Annotated in this window: 18 protein-coding genes and 1 pseudogene; 7 read left to right on the top strand and 12 right to left on the bottom strand. The window is 61.5% G+C overall.

The features are described from left to right. Positions 1–148 precede the first annotated feature (148 nt). The 3 genes from NKI73_RS02465 to NKI73_RS02455 are packed head-to-tail and all read right to left on the bottom strand — an operon-like array spanning position 149 to position 2,150. On the bottom strand, positions 149–352 hold the full coding sequence (locus NKI73_RS02465; protein WP_352627101.1) for a hypothetical protein: 204 nt from the start codon (positions 350–352) through the stop codon (positions 149–151). Continuing rightward, positions 345–1,271, bottom strand: coding sequence for a DMT family transporter (locus NKI73_RS02460; RefSeq protein ID WP_352627099.1), 927 nt, complete (start codon positions 1,269–1,271; stop codon positions 345–347). The genes NKI73_RS02465 and NKI73_RS02460 overlap by 8 nt, the downstream gene beginning before the upstream one ends. A gap of 45 nt (positions 1,272–1,316) precedes the next feature. Continuing rightward, positions 1,317–2,150: a hypothetical protein gene (locus tag NKI73_RS02455; protein WP_352627098.1), complete on the bottom strand. Its 834-nt coding sequence runs from the start codon at positions 2,148–2,150 to the stop codon at positions 1,317–1,319. Positions 2,151–2,261: 111 nt separating this feature from the next. Between NKI73_RS02455 and NKI73_RS02450 the strand changes: the two genes are divergently transcribed. Beyond that, positions 2,262–3,221 carry a LysR substrate-binding domain-containing protein gene (locus NKI73_RS02450; RefSeq protein WP_352627096.1) on the top strand — a complete coding sequence of 320 codons (960 nt, stop codon included), beginning with the start codon at positions 2,262–2,264 and terminating at the stop codon, positions 3,219–3,221. 71 nt (positions 3,222–3,292) lie between these two features. Beyond that, entirely contained in the window at positions 3,293–3,883 is a 591-nt protein-coding gene (locus tag NKI73_RS02445) for a GNAT family N-acetyltransferase (RefSeq protein WP_352627095.1), read from the top strand. Positions 3,884–3,933: 50 nt separating this feature from the next. Here the strand turns inward: NKI73_RS02445 and NKI73_RS02440 are convergent, their stop codons facing one another. Further along, on the bottom strand, positions 3,934–4,446 hold the full coding sequence (locus NKI73_RS02440) for a DinB family protein (RefSeq protein ID WP_352627093.1): 513 nt from the start codon (positions 4,444–4,446) through the stop codon (positions 3,934–3,936). A gap of 60 nt (positions 4,447–4,506) precedes the next feature. On the opposite strand from NKI73_RS02440, the gene NKI73_RS02435 reads away from it, so the two are divergent. Continuing rightward, positions 4,507–5,199: a glutathione S-transferase family protein gene (locus NKI73_RS02435; protein ID WP_352627091.1), complete on the top strand. Its 693-nt coding sequence runs from the start codon at positions 4,507–4,509 to the stop codon at positions 5,197–5,199. An 87-nt stretch (positions 5,200–5,286) separates the two neighbouring features. Here NKI73_RS02435 and NKI73_RS02430 read toward each other — a convergent pair whose 3' ends face one another. After that, complete coding sequence (locus NKI73_RS02430) at positions 5,287–5,541, bottom strand: DUF2934 domain-containing protein (RefSeq protein WP_352627089.1); 255 nt, start codon at positions 5,539–5,541, stop codon at positions 5,287–5,289. Positions 5,542–5,939: 398 nt separating this feature from the next. On the opposite strand from NKI73_RS02430, the gene ndk reads away from it, so the two are divergent. The 3 genes and pseudogenes from ndk to NKI73_RS02415 all read left to right on the top strand — a co-directional run bounded on the left by ndk (position 5,940) and on the right by NKI73_RS02415 (position 7,105). After that, positions 5,940–6,362: a nucleoside-diphosphate kinase gene (gene ndk / locus NKI73_RS02425; protein WP_352627087.1), complete on the top strand. Its 423-nt coding sequence runs from the start codon at positions 5,940–5,942 to the stop codon at positions 6,360–6,362. A 102-nt stretch (positions 6,363–6,464) separates the two neighbouring features. Beyond that, positions 6,465–6,743, top strand: a pseudogene (locus NKI73_RS02420) (class I SAM-dependent methyltransferase); the annotation flags it as partial. A gap of 26 nt (positions 6,744–6,769) precedes the next feature. Next, positions 6,770–7,105: a class I SAM-dependent methyltransferase gene (locus NKI73_RS02415; RefSeq protein ID WP_352627085.1), complete on the top strand. Its 336-nt coding sequence runs from the start codon at positions 6,770–6,772 to the stop codon at positions 7,103–7,105. 44 nt (positions 7,106–7,149) lie between these two features. Here NKI73_RS02415 and NKI73_RS02410 read toward each other — a convergent pair whose 3' ends face one another. The 7 genes from NKI73_RS02410 to NKI73_RS02380 all read right to left on the bottom strand — a co-directional run bounded on the left by NKI73_RS02410 (position 7,150) and on the right by NKI73_RS02380 (position 12,849). Then, positions 7,150–7,419: a hypothetical protein gene (locus NKI73_RS02410; protein WP_352627083.1), complete on the bottom strand. Its 270-nt coding sequence runs from the start codon at positions 7,417–7,419 to the stop codon at positions 7,150–7,152. A gap of 288 nt (positions 7,420–7,707) precedes the next feature. Continuing rightward, entirely contained in the window at positions 7,708–8,472 is a 765-nt protein-coding gene (locus tag NKI73_RS02405; RefSeq protein WP_352627082.1) for a YbaY family lipoprotein, read from the bottom strand. Positions 8,473–8,568: 96 nt separating this feature from the next. Beyond that, positions 8,569–9,045, bottom strand: coding sequence for a molybdenum cofactor biosynthesis protein MoaE (locus tag NKI73_RS02400; RefSeq protein WP_352627080.1), 477 nt, complete (start codon positions 9,043–9,045; stop codon positions 8,569–8,571). A 1-nt stretch (position 9,046) separates the two neighbouring features. Beyond that, complete coding sequence (gene moaD / locus NKI73_RS02395; protein WP_013532479.1) at positions 9,047–9,304, bottom strand: molybdopterin converting factor subunit 1; 258 nt, start codon at positions 9,302–9,304, stop codon at positions 9,047–9,049. 1 nt (position 9,305) lies between these two features. Continuing rightward, entirely contained in the window at positions 9,306–9,902 is a 597-nt protein-coding gene (pgsA, locus tag NKI73_RS02390) for a CDP-diacylglycerol--glycerol-3-phosphate 3-phosphatidyltransferase (protein ID WP_352627078.1), read from the bottom strand. A 101-nt stretch (positions 9,903–10,003) separates the two neighbouring features. After that, a complete protein-coding gene (gene uvrC / locus NKI73_RS02385; RefSeq protein ID WP_352627077.1) occupies positions 10,004–12,088 on the bottom strand; it encodes an excinuclease ABC subunit UvrC in 2,085 nt (694 codons plus the stop codon). Beyond that, positions 12,085–12,849, bottom strand: coding sequence for an SDR family oxidoreductase (locus NKI73_RS02380; RefSeq protein ID WP_352627075.1), 765 nt, complete (start codon positions 12,847–12,849; stop codon positions 12,085–12,087). The genes uvrC and NKI73_RS02380 overlap by 4 nt, the downstream gene beginning before the upstream one ends. 412 nt (positions 12,850–13,261) lie before the next feature. Here NKI73_RS02380 and NKI73_RS02375 point away from each other — a divergent pair, with 412 nt between their 5' ends. Next, positions 13,262–13,918: an outer membrane protein gene (locus tag NKI73_RS02375; protein WP_352627074.1), complete on the top strand. Its 657-nt coding sequence runs from the start codon at positions 13,262–13,264 to the stop codon at positions 13,916–13,918. Positions 13,919–14,009: the final 91 nt, after the last annotated feature.

The following is a 14,009-nucleotide window of genomic DNA, read 5'->3' as shown; positions in this document are numbered from 1 at the left end:
TTGCGACAATATCCTCCACCCCAGCGAAGACTTATGTCGATGTATCTCTTTACCCGCGTCCCCCAACGGACCGCCAAGTCTCAACAAGGAATCAAGAATCGGCAGAAATAGCTTTCATGCGAAATCGACGCTGTGCAAATTAGAAAATCTAATACTTCGAACCAGCAGACTTCGCGTCAGGGCTATCGGTCAATATCTCCAGAATACGCTTCCAGCGGGCGCAACGCCCGAAATCCTTCTGTTCTATCGCTTTTTCGGCCTTCATCGCGGCGTAAAGCGGCGCCTCGGCGCCAAATTCCTTGATCAGCCAATGCGCTTCCTGAATGGCCAGGCGTTCATTTTCGTCAAACATGGTTTTCGGCCTCCGAACGTTCCACACCGACCGCGACGCAACTGCCGATGACGAGGACGGCTCCGACGATGGCCGTCATCGTCAGCCGTTCACCGGACAGGGTCAGCAGCAGGGTTGAAGCGATCGGCGTGAGATAGGCCACGACCGCGACCTTGCCGCTGCCTTCGAGCTTCAAGGCGCGCGACCAGAAATAGTAACCCAACCCCATCGGACCGGCGCCGAGATAGAGGCCGAGAGCCAGGTCCGTGCCGACGGGCCAGGTGAAACCGTCGTGAACGCACCACAGAAACGTCAAGGCGACACCGATCAGCGCCGATGGCAGCAATAGGCGTTCCGGTGAGGTGACAACCCGTCCCACCATGATCGAATAGAAGGCCATGCACAGTGCGGATCCGAATGCGGTGAGATAACCGACGAGATCGCCCTGGAGCCAAGATTGGTTACGCCCTCCCGAAATCACCAATGCAACGCCAACGAAGCCCACCACCGCGGCAAGGCCCAGCAGTACCGGGCGCTGCGGATTTTCCAGGGCGATGACCGCCGCCGCGACCATCAACGGCCAGGTGTAGGCCACCAGATTGGCCTCGATAACCGGCATCGAAGCGAAGGCCATGTATTGCAGCACCATGGTGCCGACGAGGCCGATGAAGCCGACGCCGAGAGGCATGAGCGCGGCCCCGGCCGCGACCGGCGCGGCGCTTTCCCGGCTCATCAACCGGATAGCGGCGAAGACGAGTGCGGCGCCTGCAAATTGCAGGAACTGCACCTGCGACACCGGGTGGCTGGCCAGCAGGGATTTGCCGACCAGCGCGTTGGTCGACCACAGAGCCACCGCGCCGGCAGCGAAGGCCAGCGCGGATATCGAGCCTGATCCATGCCGAAAGGTCCGGCATAGGGCTCTATCTCTATGTCTGATCATGATCCCGCCCGAAAACCGGCTCCCACCTTTCGGGATCGTGGCTCGTTACCACGATTCCCTGGCTCCGCCCGGAACCGGCGCGGCGGCGGCGGCGGGCACGGGATGCTCTGCCTCGAACCGGCGATAGGCCGGCAGCTGGTTGGTCCAGACATCTTCGGCCAGTTCGTTGACCCACTCACGGTCGTGGTCGTTGTCGGCGGCGAGATAGAACATGCGGTTGTCGTCGACATAGGGTTTGGCCACCGAGCGCTGGTTGAGCACCAGCGTGACGCGCTCACCGAACCGGATCGGGGCGGTGCGATGCAGGACGCCCAGGAACTGCCCGAGCGTCGCGTAGTTCATCTTGTGATCGATGCGCATGACACGGTTGCGTGGGATCTCACGGCCGGATTCGAGGATGGCGCGGCCGGTTTCGGAGTCGTCGCAGTAGATTTCGAGGTGGCCGCCGACCAGCGGATTGCTGATCGACAGTGGAATGAGTTCGGTGACAGGAACGCCATCGCAATGCCATTCCACGGCGCCGTCCTTGGGGTTCATGAAGGTGACCGTCGAGCCGACGATCGACAGCGGATAAGGCTCCAGCTTGGTGCCCATCATGTCGGACAGCCGCTCCAGGCGCAGCTTGTCATGCAGCAATTCCTTGATCTCGGGGATGAAACGGTCTGCCCCGGTGATGAAGGTCAGATCGAGGTGCTTGTGCACGGCATGGCTGGCCTTGAGCTTCAGAGCAGCCTCCTCGATCGCGGCGAGCAGTGCCGGGTCATAGCCGTGTAGATATTGCGCGACCCCGAAACTCGACACTTTCCAGGCGGTTTCATGGCCGATGATGGCCTCGCGACTCATCGCATAACGCAGTTCGGGAATGGTATGGGCGTTCATTGTACTTCTCCAGGATGGGGGCAACACTTGGTAAACAGTCGATTAAATTAGCCCCCCCCTGTAAAATTAGGAATGCTGGTGCTAGTGTAAGCCCAGCTTAAGGTCGAAACCGTGCGTCTGCTCAGTCAGGTCAACCTCAATTCGCTGAAAATCGTCGAGAGTGCTGCGCGGCACGGGAATTTCACGCGCGCCGGCGAAGAACAATTTATCACCGCTTCAGCGGTCAGCCAGCGCGTCAAAAGCCTAGAGGATCAGCTGCGATTCAAGATATTCCAGCGCGGCGGCAATGCGGTGTCGCTGACGCCGGAGGGCGAGACCTATGTCTCGCGCGTTCGCGAGGCGCTGGAGAGAATCGTCGCCGCCAGCATGGAAGCGACCGGGCAATCCCAGGAACATGTGTTGAAGATATCAGTGCTGCCGACCTTTGCGGCACGCTGGCTGTTTCCGCGCCTGCCGCTGTTCCAGCAGCGATATCCGGATATCGTGATGCGGGTCTCGACCTCCTACGCGACGCATGAGTTCACGACCTCCGAGTTCGATCTTGAAATCCGCTATGGCGACGGTCACTTTCACGGGCTGCAATCCAATCTGCTGTTTCGCGAAGACCTGACACCGGTGTGCAGCCGCAAGCTGTTTCATGAAGTTCTCGCCGACAAGCAGCTGTCGAAGGTGACGCCGGACGATCTTAGGCACTTCACGCTGCTGCATTCCGATACCTGCACCCAGAACTGGCAATCCTGGCTTGGTTTCGCCGGTGCCAGCTTCGTGCTCAGCGAGACCAAAAGCATCTATTTCGACTCGTGCATGATGTCCTACGAGGCAGCCAATTCCGGGATGGGCTTTGCGGTGGCCAACCGCGCCTATATGGCCAGCGATATCCGCGCCGAAAGGCTTGTGGCGCCATTCGCCGTCCACCATCCAAACACGGCTGGCTGGTATTTTGTCTCTCCCCCAAAGAGCCTTGCCACACGCAAGGTGCTGCTGTTCAAGCACTGGGTGATGGCGGAAGCGGCTATAACGCAGCGCCAGCTGGACAGTGAAATCAGCAGCGAGGCTGCGATGGCTGTCTGAATTTCGGGCAAGCATTGGTTGTCTGCCGACGAGATACGACCGGCAATAGGCAAGTTGAGAGCCATCGGTTAATGTACGCCCAATCCATACAGCCCGCCTTGGTCGGTGTGATTGTAGAACTCGTGCCGCTTCAGCAGGACCATTCGTCGGGGCTTCTGAGCGCGGCGGCGGATGGTGCGCTGTGGAACCTGAAGACCACCGTGATCCCCGGGCCAGATACGATCGATGGTTATGTGGCCAACGCCCTGGCTGGACGACAGGCCGGCACTGTCATGCCTTATGCAATCGTCAAGCGCAGCACGGGACTGATCTGCGGAAGTACGCGGTTTTGGAAGATCGATCGAGCGGATAAAAAGCTGGAGATAGGGCATAGCTGGCTCAGCAGCTCGGTTCAGCGGTCCGGGGTCAATACCGAGGCGAAGTATCTTCTCCTGATCCATGCATTCGAGGTCATGGGATATGTCCGTGTGCAATTCACCACGGACGAACTGAACCACGCGTCGAGGGCAGCCATTCTGCGAATTGGGGCCAAGCAGGAAGGGATCGTTCGCAATGAGCGGATCATGCCGGACGGACGGAAGCGCAATTCCGTCCGGTTCAGCATCATCGATTCCGAGTGGCCTGACGTAAAGACGATGCTGCAGCACAAAATGCAGCGATAAGTGAGCTGGCCCTCAACCTTCGGACTCACAACCGCCAAACATCGCGGAGATCAGGCGAAAGCCCTGCCCTCCTCGGTGCGCTGGAAGAGCATCAGATCCAACCCCAGGCTTGGCTTGCCCAGCATGGTTAGAATGGCATGCGCCTGGCCGCGATGGTGGGTCTGGTGATTGAAGACATGGTCCAGCGCCGGCGCCAGCCTTTGCGAGACCGTGCGCATGTCCGAGACGGTCATATAGGTGAAGCGGCCCGTCAACGCCTTGTCATTGAGGCCGCCGACCCAATCGATGATCCTCCTGTCCTCGGCTTCACGCGCCATCCGCAGGCCGGGCAAACCACGATGCAGGATGGCGTCCAGCGTCGTCGGCGCGTCGCCCTCTCCCGTGAAGCGCTTCATCCAGATGCGGTCGGCTGTCAGCAGGTGGTTGAGCGTGCCCATCATCGAGCCGAAAAAGGCGCCGACATTGCGATTGAATTCCTCTTCGTCGAGTTCGGCGGCGGCATCATAGATGCGGCCATTGGCCCATTGATTATAGGCCGCAAACATCATGAAATGCTGTCTCATGGCTTCCCCTCGGCTCGCGTCGATGCGGGGCCTACCTAACCCGTGAGGGGGCCGCCGCCAATGACCATTCTGCTCTATGACCTCGTCGGACGCGACACCACACGTCCGTTCAGCCCGCATTGCTGGAAGGTGGCGATGGCGCTTGCCCACAAGGGGCTCGACATATCAACCGCGTCGACGCGCTTTCTCGAAGTGCCCGCTGTCGAAGGCGGCGTTTCGAAAACCGTTCCTGTGATCCGCGACGGCGAGATGGTCGTCGCGGATTCCTTCGCCATCGCGCTCTATCTCGATGAAGCCTATCCGGATCGGCCGACGCTGTTTGGCGGTGAAGGCGGCAAGGCGATGGCGCGCTTCATCGAACGCTGGTCGCAACTGACCATCCATCCCTATGTGACCACCGCCGCGATCATCGACCTGCATGCCATGCAGGACGCGGAGAACGCCGCCTATTTCCGCCAGAGTCGGGAACAGCGCCTCGGCAAGCGGCTGGAAGACGTGATGGCAGCCCGGGAGGCCGGGCTCGGCAACTTCAGGGCCTCGCTGGAACCCTTGCGTTCAACGCTCGGCTATCAGCCTTTCATCGGCGGTGCGTCGCCGCTGTTTGCCGACTATATCGTCTTCGGCGCGCTGCAATGGGCGCGCATAGCCTCGCCCTACCAATTGCTCGACGACGGCGACGTGGTGGCGCAATGGTTCGCCCGCTGCCTCGACCTGCATGGCGGGCTGGGACGACAGGTGGCCGCGGCAGCGTGACGCCGCAACGCCTGCCCTTGCCGCAAGGCAGTAGGTGGGCCGTCAATGTCCTGCAAGAAAGCTCAGCAGCGAGGAGATAGCCAGGCTTTACTTGGCCGGCGCCTTCTTTGGCTTGCTGGCCTTCGTGGCAGCCTTTGCTTCCTTGGGGGCGGCTTTTGCCTTGCCGGCCACTGCTGCCTTCCTGGTTGGCTTTTTGGCTGCCGACTTCCCCGCGGCATCCTCCTGATCGACATCGGCTGCCGCCTGATGCCAATGGCGCTCATGATGTCCAGCCGGCTGTCCCTCTTGCAGCCAGATCTGATGCGCGCGATTGCGAATGCGTTCCTGACGATCGTCTGCCATGGTCGTGTTGTCTCCATGCGGGCCGACTTCAGCGCGGCGCCGACAGTTGACTATAGCAAGCAAAGCATTGCTGTGCAGCCATCCGATCTCGCCTCCGCCTGACCTTGTCGACACAAGCCTTGCATAGAAACACGCACCGTTTCGGCCCTTCGCTATCGCTGCCGCCCTTCGGGCGTTCAAACCCTTTGAAAGGTCCAATGGACCTTTCAATCCGCCCGAAGGCGGACCGGGCTTTCACCGTTCGTCACTCCGAAAGCCAAGTAATTGGCTTTCCGTCCGCTTCGCAGACCGCTCCTCACCCCCTTGGCCTCCCCCTTTGGCCTCACCCCTTGGCAATGGGCCGGACGGCTTGTATAGAGCCCGCCACTCTCAATTCCATTCTCAGACAAGGACGACCCATGGCGCTCGAACGCACATTTTCCATGATCAAGCCGGACGCAACCCGGCGCAACCTCACCGGCGCCATCACCAAGATGCTGGAAGAGGCCGGCCTGCGCGTCATCGCCTCGCGCCGGGTCTGGATGAGCCGCCGCGAAGCTGAAGGCTTTTATGCCGTCCACAAGGATCGCCCGTTCTTCGGCGAGCTGGTGGAGTTCATGTCGTCGGCACCGACAGTCGTGCAGGTGCTGGAAGGCGAGAACGCCATTGCCCGCAACCGCGAAGTGATGGGCGCCACCAACCCGGCCAACGCCGCCGAAGGTACCATCCGCAAGGTGCATGCGCTGTCGATCGGCGAGAATTCGGTGCACGGCTCCGATGCGCCGGAGACCGCGGCAGAAGAGATCAAGTACTGGTTCTCGGACACCCAGATCGTCGGCTGAGCCGATCGTCCAGATCTTGGATCACATGAAAAAGGCCGGCGTTTCGCCGGCCTTTTTCATGGCCGAACGGTCAGGCCTCGCGTGCGAATTGCATGTACTAGGATGAGACATGGAGCGTATATAGCCGACAATGGAGCGGACCACAGCATGACCAGTGCCATTCCGGGTTTCTTCCAAGGCACCGAGATGCCGAACAGCGGCTGGTGGGAGGCGCTTTGGCCCGACCCCGCCGCCGTGCTTTCGGCAACGGGGATCAAGCCAGGTATGGAGGTGATCGATCTGTGCTGCGGCGACGGCTGGTTCACGCTGCCGATGGCCAGGGCAGCCCGCCATGTCGTCGCCATCGATATCGACGCCGATCTGCTCGAAGCCGCCAAACACCGGTTGACCGAAAGCGGCGCGACGAATTGCGACTTTGTCGCAGCGATGCCTATGAGCTTGCAAGGCTGGCGCCTCGACCGGCCGATTTCATCTTCCTGGCCAACGCCTTTCACGGCGTTCCGGACCGGCCGCGTCTGGCGCGCGCGGTGCGGGCAGCACTCGGTCCGGGCGGACGTTTCGCCGTTGTCAACTGGCACCAGCGTCCGCGCGAAACAACGATCGTCCAGGGCGAGCCCCGCGGACCGAGGACCGAATTGAGGCTATCGCCGGAGCAGACCGTAGCGGCCGCCGAAGCGGGTGGTCTCAGGCTTGCCGACCTGGTCGAGGTGCCTCCCTATCACTACGGCGCCGTGTTCGAATAGACTACGGCTTGAGAGGCCCGCCGGCCCCAGCGGCGGGGTTCTGGTCACTTCGCCTGACGATCTTTTACGTTCGCATGGGCGTTCGCCGCTGCCGTGTCGGTGGCTGGCGTCTGGGTATCGTCGCCGGTAAATGGACTACCCTGCCCAGGCGCGAGATCGCCGCTGTGGCCGGCCTTGTTAGTCGTGAAGGCATGGCCATCGGCACTGAGGCCATGCTGAAGGGCATTGACCAGATGGTCGTCCGCCGTCGCGAGGTCGGTAAGAGCAAGGAGCGATACGCCTGTGGCAGCAAGGATAAGCGCGTGCGTTTTCATCTCTGGACTCCCTTTGAGTTAAGCCAGAACGAGCCGCAGCAGGTCTGGCGGCTTCGATGAAGGGATATTCGAAAATATCCCTTTTGCCTCACCCGCCCTGTCTGGGAGAAACGCTTCTCTTGCCCGAATTATTCCGGAAAAGTTGTGGCGTTCCAAATACCCGCCAGAGCGGTTCACCGTTTCACGGAAACGCCGAACTGCCCTATCTCTTTGTTTTGACGCAATTCCCAAGGGAAAGCGCTATTCGCTTTTCCCGGGAAACCGTTTCACACTTTTCCTGGAATTGCGCTAACTCGCGGCGCTGAGGCGCAGGATCTCGCGGCCATCCTTGTCTGATATGACGAGCTTGCCGGCATCGACACTGTATGACGCAGCCTTGGCCAATGCATCGAACAGCGCCTTTTCCTCGGCCATCACCTCGGGAGCGCAGGCCTTGTAGGTCGAGCCGATATCGCTGATCGCGATCGCCTGGCCGTCGACCTTGGCGGTGGCGAAATAGGTGTTGCAGGGGCCGCTGCCGCCTGCCTTGCCGGCCTCGCTGACCGTGAACGTCGCTTGCGGCGCGGTGATGGCGCCGATGCCGTCGACATAGTCGACCAGCCAAACCTGACCAAAGAAGGAAGCCGTCGGCTCAGTGCTCGGCGTGACCATCTTCAGCATGACGGTCTGCGGCACGTCGGTCAGCGGATCGACCTGATGGCGCATATCGGAGATGAAGACGAGCTTGTCGTCGACGGTGATGCGGGCTTGCAACGCGTAAGTCATCCGCGGCCGGATGACGGAGGGATCGAATTTGATCTCGAAGCTGATCGGCACCTGGCCGGCCGGCTTCACTTTCTGCTCGCCGATGATCGTGGCCGGCGCATCGGCCAGCGACACGTCGGCAAGTTGGACGGAGAGCACGGCACTGGGCGGCAAGGCGATGCGCTCGCGATAGATCACCTCGCCTCTCACGACCTTTTCAGCGGCAACAGAGGGTTCCGGCACGGCCAATATGCCGACGACCAGAGGCACGAAACCGAAGACGAAGAACTCCGCGATCCTGTCCAGCATGACCATCTCCCTGCCCAGGCTGACCAACGCCTAGGGCTGATCAACCGCGGTCAATTGGCCAAAGGATTGCGGTCAATGCATGGCTGCGGCCGAATTTTATTCGGTCGGTTTCCAGCGCTGCGCGGCACTGGCGTCGGCTTCCTTGGCCTCGACCCAACCACCCTCGGAGCCATCGGTGCGATGCTCCTTCTTCCAGAACGGCGCGCGCGATTTCAAATAGTCCATGAGAAAGTTCGCCGCCTCGAATGCCGCCTGGCGATGTGCCGAGGCGGCTACCACCAGCACGATGTTGTCGCCGGGCGCTATCTTGCCGTGGCGATGGATGGCGGTGAGGCCTTGCAGGGGCCAGCGCTGAACCGCTTCAGCCGCGATGCGGGCGATCTCGGCCTCCGCCATGCCGGGATAGTGTTCGAGTTCAAGCGCCGAAAGCGCGCCCTGCTCGTCGCGGCAAAGGCCGGAGAAGGTCACCACTGCGCCGATATCGGCGCGGCCTTGCGTCAGTCTGGCGATCTCGGCGGCGACGTCGAAATCCTGCGCCTGAATTCGCACGACAGGTACGACCGTGCCGGTCATGTCAGCCCCCGGTCATCGGCGGGAACAACGCAATCTCGCGCGCGCCTGCTATCTTCTCGCGGTGCTCGACATGTTCCTGGTTGATGGCGACGCGGATCACGTCGGGATATTGCAGCGCGTGCTCGTAGCCCTCGCCGCGCGATTTCAGCCAGCGCAGGAGATCGGCGACCGTCTCGATGCCAGCAGGCAAGTCGACGTCTTCCTCAGGCATGCCGATGCGTTCGCGCACCCAGGCAAAGTAGATGAGCCGGGTCGTCATCTCACTCGTCCATGATGTGCTTGAGGCCGGCGCGGAAATAGTCGTAGCCCGTGTAGAGCGTAACCAACGCGGCGATCCACAGCAGCACCAGCCCGGTCTGGGTGGTCAGCGGGAAGATCTTGTCGCCAGCCGGCCCGGCCAGCAGGAAGGCGATGGCGACCATCTGGATCGCGGTCTTCCATTTTGCCAGCTGCGTCACTGGCACCGAGACCTTGAGCGCCGCCAGATACTCGCGCAGGCCCGAGACGAGGATTTCGCGGCACAGGATGATGATCGCCGCCCACAGCGACCAACCGGCAATGCCGGCATGGCGATCGGTGTCGGCTGCCAGCAGCAACAGGCAGGTAGCGACCAGCAATTTGTCGGCGATCGGGTCAAGCATCTTGCCGATATTGGAGGTCTGCTGCCAGGCGCGCGCCAGGTAGCCATCCAGATAATCGGTGATCGAGGCGAGCAGGAAGATGACCAGCGCCGACCAGCGGGCAAAATCGCTCGACTTCAGGTGCCCTTCGAGAAAAAAGCACAGCACCACCAGCGGCACCGCGATGATGCGGGCATAGGTGAGCATGTTGGGCAGGTTGAACGCGCGCTTGGCCATATCTCGGGGAACTCTTTTTGCCTGCGTACTCAAATCAGATGCGAATGTAGGGGGTCAACAGGCGAGAATCGATTGGCCAGATGAAAATAGCATCCTGGCTGTCAGCTCTCATGGAAATGATTGTAGACCAGTTTCGCCACCTGCTCGGAAATGCCGTCGACTTTGCGCAGATCCTCGATCGCGGCGCGGCTGACCGCCTTGGCGGTGCCGAAGGCCAGTAGCAGCGCTCGTTTGCGGCCCGGACCGATACCGCTGATCTCGTCGAGCGGACTCTTGACCATCTCCTTCTTGCGGCGCGCACGGTGCGAGCCGATGGCGAAACGGTGGACCTCGTCGCGCAGGCGCTGGACGAAATAGAGCACGGGATCGCGCACGGGGAGCGAAAAGGAGTCCCTGCCTCTGACGAAGAAACGCTCACGGCCGGCATCGCGGTCCTGGCCCTTGGCGATGCCGATCGCCACCACCCGGTCCTCGATGCCGAGATCCGATAGGATCTTGCGCACCGCTGTCATCTGGCCCTGGCCGCCGTCGATCAGGATGACATCGGGCCAGGCCGGGAAGTTGCCGGAAATATCGTCTTCGATATCATCGCCCGCTTCGGCTGCTATCGCCTCGCCTGCCACCGCATCGTCGGCAACGGCAACATCGCCATGTTCCTTGAGAAGCCGCGAAAACCGCCGCTCCATCACCTCGCGCATCATGCCAAAATCGTCGCCAGGCGTGATCTCGGTCGAGCGGATGTTGAATTTTCTGTACTGGTTCTTCACAAACCCTTCCGGCCCGGCGACCACCATGGCGCCGACCGCATTGGTGCCCATGATATGCGAATTGTCATAGACTTCGATGCGCACCGGCGGCTTGGCCAGGCCGAAGGTTTCGGCGAAACCGGCAAGCAGACGTCCTTGGGTGGAGGTTTCGGCCAGCCGCCTGCCCAGCGCCTCACGGGCATTCTGCAGCGCGTTGTCGGTCAGGTCCTTCTTCTCGCCGCGCTGCGGCACCGAGATCGCCACCTTGCGGCCGGCGCGGGTCGAGAGCGCCTCGGCCAGCAATTCCTGGTCCTCGACGCCATGCGACAGAAGAATGTTCCGCGGCGTGGGCTTGTCGTCATAGAACTGCGCCAGGAACGAGCCCAACACCTCCGCCGCTTCCAGCGTCGGGTCGGCCTTGGGGAAATAGGCGCGGTTGCCCCAGTTCTGACCGGTGCGGAAGAAGAACACCTGGATACAGACCTGGCCGCCTTCCTGATGGATGGCAAAGACATCGGCCTCGTCGACGGTCGCCGGATTGATGCCCTGGTGGCTCTGCACATGCGACAGCGCGGCCAGTCGATCACGATAGATCGCGGCGCGCTCGAAATCGAGAGCTTCAGACGCCTGCTGCATGGCGGCCGAGATTTCCGTCTTCACCTTCTGGCTGCGACCGGACAAGAAGTCCTTCGCTTCGCCGACCAGCTTGGCGTAGTCCTGGTGCGAGATCTCTCCGGTGCAGGGGCCAGCGCAGCGCTTGATCTGATAAAGCAGGCACGGCCGCGTGCGGTTCTCGTAAAAAGAGTTGGTGCAACTCCTGAGCAAAAAGGCGCGCTGCAGCGAGTTGATGGTGCGGCCGACGGCGCCGGCCGAAGCGAAGGGGCCGAAATAGTCGCCTTTGCGCGAGCGCGCGCCGCGATGTTTGTAGATGCCGGGCGAGACATGATCGCCGGTCAAAAGAATATAGGGAAACGACTTGTCGTCGCGCATCAGAACATTGAATCGCGGCCGCAAGCGCTTGATAAGATTGGCTTCGAGCAGCAGCGCTTCGATCTCGGTGCGGGTGACGACGAATTCCATCGTCGATGTCTCGCGCACCATGCGGCCGATGCGGGTGGTGTGGAAGCGGCCTTGCGCATAGTTGGTGACGCGCTTCTTCAGGCTGCGCGCCTTGCCGACATAAAGCACGTCGCCGGCAGCGTTCATCATGCGGTAGACGCCGGGCGCGTTGGGCAGCCGCTTGACCAGCGTCTGGATCACCTCGGCACCGACCATGCCTTCGGCGTCGCCTGCATGCGGCGTCCAGTCGATGGCGGTGAAGGCGACATCGGGACCGGCAGGTTCCACGACCTCCTCGGCTGCCTCGTCCTCGAGGTCGATATCGGGGGGCAGATCGTCGGCGCCGCCGCGCGGCTTGTTTTTGTGATCCAAAGGACTCATTCCGTCATGCCTGTCACATCGGGCGTCTGCCATGCAAGATGCTGGCCGCCATCGAGCGCGATCATCTGGCCGGTGACTGAGCGCGCGTTCCAGAGATAACGGATTGTGGCGCCGAATTCCGGCAATTCCGGGCCGCGCTTGAGGATCAAGCCATCGACTTGGGCGGCAAAATCGCTGTCGTCCTGGCGTGTGTTCTTCAAGGTCGGCCCCGGACCGATGGCGTTGACGCGGATGCGGGGACCGAGCGCCTGCGCCATCATCTGCGTCGCCGTCCACAGCGTCGACTTGGACAGCGCATAGGAGAAATAGCGCGGCGTCGGCCGCCAGACGCGCTGGTCGATGATGTTGATGATCAAGCCCTCCTGCCCTGCCGGCAACGCCCGGGCGAAATTCTGCGCCAGCAGCGCCGGAGCCTTCACATGCACGGCAAAGTGCCGATCCCAGGCCCGCCAGTCGAAATCCAGAACCGAATCGTCCACGAACAGCGACGCATTGTTGACCAGCAACGAGACCGGTCCGAGCGCTGCTCCCGCCTGCCCGACGAGGTCGCCGACAGCGTCCATATCGGTCAGGTCGGCGGCGATCACGGCGGCGCGGCCACCGCTGGCGATGATTGCGGCAGCCAAGGCATCGGCCTCGATGTGAGAGCGGTTGCAATGGATGGCGACGGCAAAACCATGCGCGGCGAGATCCTCGACGATTGCCCTGCCGATCCGTCTGGCCCCACCCGTCACCAGTGCCGTGGCCGTGGCTTTGCTCATAGGGTGTCAATCCTCATTTTCGGCCCAAAAAACGGTGCCGGCGAAATATGGCCCGGCATGCGTTAAATGGCGTTCGCACCATGGGCAGCATTGTGGCGAAACGACCTTTCCGGCGTCCCGACTCGCCTTGGACTCAAAGCCGCCGGACCGGAATATAGGACGCTGGACTCCTTGTACCAAGCGGCGTGCAGCGCAGCACGGGACGGCTCCTGCCATTTCGCTGTTGCGAAGATGCAACGTCAAGGTTCTGCCTCATTCGTGCCGGGGAATGACCCAAGTTCAGGTTCGCTTCAGCCGCATTTTGACACGACATTTGGAACCGACGAACGCCAGATCCGTTTCACCCCCCGGACGGGTTGATGGCGATCGTGAGAAAAAAGCCTGTGTCCTGTGGCTTAAGGAGTAAAGAACAATGCAAGCCAATTTCAAATTCGCACGGCCGCTGGCCGTGGCGCTCGGGCTCTTCGCCCTCAGCGGAACTGCCTATGCCGCGGACGTCGTCCAGGAAGAGCCGCCGGCACCCGCGCCAATTGCTGAGCTTCCCGTCGCCTCGTGGGCCGGCCCCTATGCCGGTCTGAACGTCGGCTATGGCTTCAGCGGCCGTACGAAGGAAAAGGATTTCGGCGTTGAGACCGATACCAAGGGTTTCGTCGGCAGCGTCTTCGGCGGCTACCAGTGGCAGCAGGAGAACTTCGTTTACGGTGCTGAAGCCGAACTCGGCTACAACGGCGTGAAGGGTGACGATAACGGCATCGACTCCAAGGCCGGCTTCGAAGGCTCGCTGCGTGCCCGTCTCGGCTACGCTGTGACCCCGGAAATCCTGCTCTACGGCACCGGCGGTCTCGCCGGCAGAAGCCTGAAGGTGGAAGATAGCGTCCTTGGCGCCAGCGATACCGCAACCATGATCGGCTGGACCGCCGGCCTCGGCACCGACATCAAGCTGACCGACAATGTCTTCGGCCGTGTCGAGTACCGCTACACCGACTTCGGCAGCAAAAGCTTCGATGGTATCGGCAAGGTCAAGGCCACCGACAACCGCGTCACCTTCGGCGTCGGTATGAAGTTCTAAGTCGTTCAAGCCACGACACGAAAAAGCCGGGCCTCGCGCCCGGCTTTTTTTGTGCCGGAATGATCACCCAGGAGACCGAGGCGATCACCGG

It is taken from the genome of Mesorhizobium sp. M0496 (assembly GCF_040321205.1).
Lineage (GTDB): Bacteria > Pseudomonadota > Alphaproteobacteria > Rhizobiales > Rhizobiaceae > Mesorhizobium.
This window is presented reverse-complemented; position numbering and strand designations above follow the sequence as displayed.

What these genes read in the sequence shown, in the direction of transcription:
- NKI73_RS02430 (WP_352627089.1), bottom strand. Translation starts at nt 5,541, where the DNA reads ATGGCAGACGATCGTCAGGAACGCATTCGCAATCGCGCGCATCAGATC.
- NKI73_RS02405 (WP_352627082.1), bottom strand. Translation starts at nt 8,472, where the DNA reads ATGCTGGACAGGATCGCGGAGTTCTTCGTCTTCGGTTTCGTGCCTCTG.
- NKI73_RS02410 (WP_352627083.1), bottom strand. Translation starts at nt 7,419, where the DNA reads ATGAAAACGCACGCGCTTATCCTTGCTGCCACAGGCGTATCGCTCCTT.
- NKI73_RS02465 (WP_352627101.1), bottom strand. Translation starts at nt 352, where the DNA reads ATGTTTGACGAAAATGAACGCCTGGCCATTCAGGAAGCGCATTGGCTG.
- moaD (WP_013532479.1), bottom strand. Translation starts at nt 9,304, where the DNA reads ATGACGACCCGGCTCATCTACTTTGCCTGGGTGCGCGAACGCATCGGC.
- NKI73_RS02440 (WP_352627093.1), bottom strand. Translation starts at nt 4,446, where the DNA reads ATGAGACAGCATTTCATGATGTTTGCGGCCTATAATCAATGGGCCAAT.
- uvrC (WP_352627077.1), bottom strand. Translation starts at nt 12,088, where the DNA reads ATGAGTCCTTTGGATCACAAAAACAAGCCGCGCGGCGGCGCCGACGAT.
- NKI73_RS02445 (WP_352627095.1), top strand. Translation starts at nt 3,293, where the DNA reads ATGTACGCCCAATCCATACAGCCCGCCTTGGTCGGTGTGATTGTAGAA.
- NKI73_RS02375 (WP_352627074.1), top strand. Translation starts at nt 13,262, where the DNA reads ATGCAAGCCAATTTCAAATTCGCACGGCCGCTGGCCGTGGCGCTCGGG.
- NKI73_RS02380 (WP_352627075.1), bottom strand. Translation starts at nt 12,849, where the DNA reads ATGAGCAAAGCCACGGCCACGGCACTGGTGACGGGTGGGGCCAGACGG.
- pgsA (WP_352627078.1), bottom strand. Translation starts at nt 9,902, where the DNA reads ATGGCCAAGCGCGCGTTCAACCTGCCCAACATGCTCACCTATGCCCGC.
- ndk (WP_352627087.1), top strand. Translation starts at nt 5,940, where the DNA reads ATGGCGCTCGAACGCACATTTTCCATGATCAAGCCGGACGCAACCCGG.
- NKI73_RS02460 (WP_352627099.1), bottom strand. Translation starts at nt 1,271, where the DNA reads ATGATCAGACATAGAGATAGAGCCCTATGCCGGACCTTTCGGCATGGA.
- NKI73_RS02455 (WP_352627098.1), bottom strand. Translation starts at nt 2,150, where the DNA reads ATGAACGCCCATACCATTCCCGAACTGCGTTATGCGATGAGTCGCGAG.
- NKI73_RS02400 (WP_352627080.1), bottom strand. Translation starts at nt 9,045, where the DNA reads ATGACCGGCACGGTCGTACCTGTCGTGCGAATTCAGGCGCAGGATTTC.
- NKI73_RS02435 (WP_352627091.1), top strand. Translation starts at nt 4,507, where the DNA reads ATGACCATTCTGCTCTATGACCTCGTCGGACGCGACACCACACGTCCG.